Below are 5,774 nucleotides of genomic sequence, written 5' to 3'. Positions count from 1 at the left end.
CGTGCATGTCTTTGCTCAGGTCATACAACTGAAGCGGCTTTGACGGACGCAATCGAACTCCTTTCCAGTTTCCCATCCGCACCGCCTGTTTCCTGCGGGCGTATTCCCAATACAGATAATCATGTTCTTCCTGCTTTTGATTTTTCCCCAGCAAAGCCGGCAGAAAAGAGATGCCATCGATATCTTCGGGCGGTTTCACCCCAACCAACTCCGTCAATGTAGGCATCACATCCCAGAAAGCGGAGATATGATCTGTGACCGTTCCCGGAGCAATTTTCCCCTTCCAGCGCGCAAGCAATCATGGGCACGCGAATTCCGCCCTCATACACATCCTGCTTGAAGCCGCGAAACGGAGCATTGCTTTTGAAAAATGCCGGATCTGCGCCACCGATTCCCTGAAATGTGGCGCCGTTATCGCTGGTGAAAAAAATGAGTGTGTCTTCTTCCAGTCCCAATTTTTTCAGCAGTGACAGAATCTTCCCGATATCACGATCCATGCGCGTGATCATGGCCGCATAAGCAGCGTGTGGCGTGCGCTGGGGCAGATAGCCGCGATTGCCCAGATAAGGTTTCTCGGGGAATTTGCCTAAGTATTCTTGCAATGAATCATCAGGAACTTGCAGCGCCAGATGGGGCACTGTGTAGGGCAAATAGAGGAAAAAAGGTCTGTTATGATTTTCCCGAATAAAATTTAGCGCCTCTTTTGTGAGCAAATCCATTGAATATTGTTTGCCGCGATATTTCTCGTAAGCCTTCGGATCGTTGGGATCAGCGTCTGCGGGAAATTTTTGATGCGGGAAGAAATATTCATTTCCTTCCAGAATGTCTTTTTCTTCATTGCGCCAGAGATGAGTCGGATAATAGTTGTGGGCAACGCGTTGACAGAGATAGCCGTAGAAAAAATCAAACCCCTGCTTATTGGGATGGCCGGTTGAACCGGGACCGCCAAGTCCCCATTTTCCGATAGCTGCTGTTTTGTAATCGGCTTCTTGCAGCAGAGTGCCGATAGTCGTCGTGTTCGGCAGCAGCGGTCTCTGTCCCTCCAGATTCGGATCGTGCCACACATCGCCGCGCTCCGACATTTCATCATTGCCGCGAATGTAAGCATGGCCCGTGTGTTTGCCTGTCAAAAGAGTGCACCGGGATGGCGCGCACACCGGACTTCCGGCGTAAAGTTGCGTGAACTTCATACCTTCCGCTGCCAGCCGGTCAATGTTGGGTGTGCGAATTTTTTCCTGACCGTAGCAGCCTAATTCGCCATAGCCCAAATCATCAGCCATGATGAAAATGATGTTTGGCTTTCGCTTTTCAAAAAATTGGCAACCGTCAAGAGGAGAGAACATCGCTGCTGCACTGCCCAGACCTGCGGTCTTTAAAAATGTTCTTCTGTCCATAAGGTCCCTCGTTTCAACATCTTGCAGAATTAATTCTTCAAGCCATCTGCTTGCGATTTTTTTGTAGCTATTTTGCCTCCAAGTCTCGAAGGCTCCAAGAATTTTATTTAATTTTGGCAGTTATTTCTTTGGCAAATATTTCAAATAATCCGTATCGCCAAATTTTTTCTGCAATCGATCCAGTTTAACTTTCAACTCTTTCACCACGTCGACGTAAGCCGGATCATCGTAAACATTGTGCAATTCGTGCGTATCTTTTTCCAAATCGTACAATTCCCAGGCATCGATATCGTAATAGAAATGAATCAATTTGTAGCGTTGCGTACGAATTCCGTAGTGCCGCTTCACCATGTGCCAGGCAGGATATTCATAATAGTGATAATAAATTTCTTGCCGCCAGTCAGGCGGAGTTTTTCCTTCTAAAATCGAACGCATAGAACGTCCCTGCATATCTTTCGGCACCGGCACTCCGGCAAAATCGAGAAAAGTGGGCGCAAAATCCAGATTGAGCACCATGTCTTTTTCATTCACCGCCGGCGCTACTTTTTTCGGATAGCGAACGATCAGCGGCATACGCAACGATTCCTCATACATCCATCTTTTGTCAAACCAGCCGTGCTCGCCGAGATAGAATCCCTGATCAGAGGTGTAAACCACAATCGTATTTTCCGCCAGTCCCGATTCGTCAAGATAATCTAAAACTCTACCCACATTATCATCGACGGATTTGATGCAGCGCAGATAATCCTTGATGAAACGCTGGTATTTGTACTCTGCGAGCAAGTTTCCTTTGAGATTTTTCTTGCGGAATTCCTGGTTTTGTGGTCCGTACGCGGCATCCCATTTACGGCGCTGCTCTTCGTCCATGCGATTGTACGCGCCGCTCCAGAATTCCTGATCTCGCTTTTCTTCAGGGGTCTTTGGCTCATGATCGTAAGTAATTTTCAAATCGAATGCCGGGAATGTGTTATCCGCGACGCGCATTTCCTGTTCCCGGGCGGCGTCGCTGCGCGTGCTGTAATCATCGTAAAAAGTCTCCGGAATCGGCAGATCGCGATCGCGAAATTCTGACAAAAATTTCAAGTCAGGCATCCAGTCTCGATGCGGTGCTTTGTGATGAAGCAACAAACAAAACGGTTTGGATTTATCCCGATTTTTAAGCCAGTTCAGAGCAAAATCAGTCGTGATGTCTGTCACGTAGCCATGAATTCGTTTCCGCTCCCCCATTTCGATGAAATCCGGATTGTAATATTGCCCTTGCCCCGGCAAAATATTCCAGTAATCGAACCCAGTCGGATCGCTTTTCAGATGCCACTTTCCGATCATCGCGGTTTGATAGCCGGCTTGCTGCAACAATTTGGGAAAAGTTTGCTGGCTGCCGTCGAATTTCACCCGGTTGTCGATCACGCCGTTGATGTGGCTGTATTTTCCGGTAAGCAACACTGCCCTGCTCGGCGCACAAATGGAATTTGTGACAAAACTATTCACAAAACGCACGCCATCTTTCGCCAGCCTGTCGATGTTGGGCGTTTGAATTAAGTTGTTGTTGTAGCAACTAATGGCCTGATACGCATGGTCATCGGACATGATGAAAATAATATTTGGCTTTTTATTTCCCGAACAGGAAAATAAAGGCAGTCCGGCAGCAACGGCGGCAGCGGTCACGCTCGTTGCTTTTAGAAAAGAACGACGGGAGACTTGATTATTTTTCATCTAAAGAGCTCCATTTGGTTTGGAAAGTTTTAGATTTTTGAAATAGAAGATATTTTAATAAAAAAGTTATTTGAATTGCCATGAGAGGAACGGATTTCAAGATCAAAATAATTGAAGAAAATTATTAAAGTTGACTGATAATCGTATTGCCAACTTCATTGGTTTAATGTAAAGAACTAAATTAAAAAAATCAAGTGTTTTGCAAGAGAAAATATTTTTAGCCAATTTCATAAACCGGTTTCTCAATGAGGTATTTCAGAAGAATATTTTATCTTTTAAAAAATCAAAAATAATCCTTGACTTTTTGAAACTTTTTTACTATACTGTTCGTATAGTTCATTTGATATGAAGTTTATATATTTTATCCTATTCATAAAATCTGAATTTTGACCTTCCGCTTCAAAGGCCAAAAAGAAAGGGCTACCAATATGCAATCAAAATTAAAATCGAACAAAGCGCGACTGCTGATTTATTTTGGCTTTGCCTATTTAATCACATTTATCGCCGAAGATCAGATGTTTGGAACGCATTACGCTCTCTGGATTTGGGGAGCGGTATTTATCATCTGGGGAATCGCTCAATCGCTGCGGACAAGTTTGGTGTTTTATGCAATTTTCGGTTCACTCTGCGGACTCGGCGCCTGGCATTATGCGCTGGCAACACAAGCTGACACGATATTTTCAATGCCCACATTTTTCTTGCATTTAGCCATCATTGCCGCAATGTTATTTTTGGGAGGGATGAAACTAATGCGCCAGCAGGAACAGCTTGAAACGCACGCACGAAAAATTTTTGAACAATCAGCCAGTTCGGTGCCAGATGCCAAAAACGGTTTCACCGAAAGACCGTATGCATTTGGGAAAATAGATAGTTCAAAGGATGAGATCCAATCCTTCGCTCGTTTTTTGGATGCTGCCCAAATAGCAAAAGCGCAAATTGAAAAAGACAAGACTATTTTGACATTTTCCATGACGACAAGCCCTTTGAGCCAGCCGCCGTTGGAAAAAGTCAGTTATGTTTCCTTCGATTCCAAAGGAAATATTTCTGTTCAAATATCCAGAGCAGATTATAAACAATACAAAGAAGAGCTCACTTTTGACCAACTATGTAAAGCGATAGCGAATTTGTTCAAAAAATATTTTGAATATTACAAGTCTGGCAAAGAAAATCGAATTTTAACCGAGCTAAAGAGTGATTGAATTCTTAAAAGTATAATTCACCCAAATAATGATTCGGCGAAATCAATATAATCCGTTGAATCCGGATTCCCAAATTTAATAAGGAGGAAAAAATGCGAATATTGAAAACAGTGCTTATCCTTAATTTCGTCTTGCTGGCGATGTCTGTTTTAGGTTGTCAAAAAACAAATCAAACGCTGAACAATGAAATTGATTTGTCCAGGCAGGAAAAATTGTATTACGGCATCAAAATCAACAACGTGACTTGCGGTTATGCAGAGATTACACAGGAATTTTTGGAGAGAGACGGGAAAGAAATGTTAAAAATTGCTGACAGCACTTTTATGATGTTATCTGCCCTGGGAGCCAAATTTAATCTGGAAATTCACTCCACTTTTTTCGTGGATCCGATTAGCGGGCAATTTGTTTATCAGAAAAACCATATCAAGCAAGGAGCGATGGATTTTACTGCTGAGGCTACGGTCGAAGATAGTCAAATTATCGTAAAAGCAACTTTATCGGAAGGGATTGACACCGTTGCTATTGATTCAGATGTGGTTTTACGTAATGATCAATTTCTTCCTTTTTTGGTAAAAGACTTTTCGGACAGCAGTGTGCACGAAAAAACCTACCGCTATTTTGAAATTAAAGATCAGGAGGTGCAGCAAACGACCTTCAAAAGGCTGCCAGATGTAACGATTACTCTGGCGGGCAGGAAATTTCAGGCTCTGGTTTTTGAAGAAATGAATCAGAAAACCGGTTCTAAAATGAAATGGTGGCTGGACAAAAGAAATGGTTATCTATTGAGGGGAATTAACAGCCGTGGAGAAACTTTCCTTGCTGATGCCAGCGTGAAGGATAAAATTAAATTGGGCTCAATGGATGATCTAATTATTTTCAAAACAAATGTTTCCATTGGTGATTTTCAAGCCATTTCTTACATGAAAATTAATGCGAAGCTGGAGCCCATCGGTTTGCGGATCACGCCGCAAAATTTAAATGTTCCCGGACAAAAATTCATCGGCACCGTGACAGACAACCTGATTGATGGTGTCTTTGAAATTGAATACCCGCATTACAACGGGAAGGACGCCCCGCCATTTCCGCCGGATTTCAGCGAAGTGGATTCAGTGCAGCCTTTTTTGCAGCCAACGGCCCTGATCGAGTCCGATGATCCGGTTTTAATTCAGAAGGCAAAAGCAATAACGGCTGGTTCGAAAAATTCCTGGGAAGCTGCGATTCGCTTGAGTCAGTGGGTGGCGGATAGCATCGCCTATTCCGTGCCGGGCGGAGCAACGGCGCTGAATACGTATAATTTGCGCAAAGGCGAATGCGGCGCACATTCCAATTTACTGGCAGCTTTTTGCCAGGCAGTAGGCATTCCCGCCAGGTTGGTTTGGGGCTGCATGTATGTGCCAAACCGCGGCGGAGCATTCAGTAAACATGGCTGGACAGAAATTTACATGGGCAAAGCCGGCTGGATTCCGGT

At 44.0% G+C, this 5,774-nt stretch carries 4 protein-coding genes; 2 read left to right on the top strand and 2 right to left on the bottom strand.

Features of this window, described 5'->3' with window-relative positions; all coding sequences use genetic code 11:
- Positions 1–119: 119 nt before the first annotated feature.
- Both GXO74_06400 and GXO74_06395 read right to left on the bottom strand, forming a co-directional pair.
- On the bottom strand, positions 120–1,394 hold the full coding sequence (locus tag GXO74_06400; protein ID NOZ61294.1) for an arylsulfatase: 1,275 nt from the start codon (positions 1,392–1,394) through the stop codon (positions 120–122).
- Positions 1,395–1,514: 120 nt separating this feature from the next.
- Complete coding sequence (locus tag GXO74_06395) at positions 1,515–3,107, bottom strand: sulfatase (protein ID NOZ61293.1); 1,593 nt, start codon at positions 3,105–3,107, stop codon at positions 1,515–1,517.
- 428 nt (positions 3,108–3,535) lie between these two features.
- Here GXO74_06395 and GXO74_06390 point away from each other — a divergent pair, with 428 nt between their 5' ends.
- Positions 3,536–4,306, top strand: a complete 771-nt coding sequence (locus tag GXO74_06390; GenBank protein NOZ61292.1) for a hypothetical protein — start codon at positions 3,536–3,538, stop codon at positions 4,304–4,306.
- 92 nt (positions 4,307–4,398) lie between these two features.
- Positions 4,399–5,774 (top strand): transglutaminase domain-containing protein (locus GXO74_06385; GenBank protein ID NOZ61291.1); only part of this gene is annotated, 1,376 nt, incomplete at its 3' end.

This window comes from Calditrichota bacterium, from assembly GCA_013152715.1.
GTDB lineage: Bacteria > Zhuqueibacterota > Zhuqueibacteria > Thermofontimicrobiales > Thermofontimicrobiaceae > 4484-87.
Note: the sequence above shows the minus strand (reverse complement) of the source record. Positions and strands in the feature narration are given on the sequence as shown.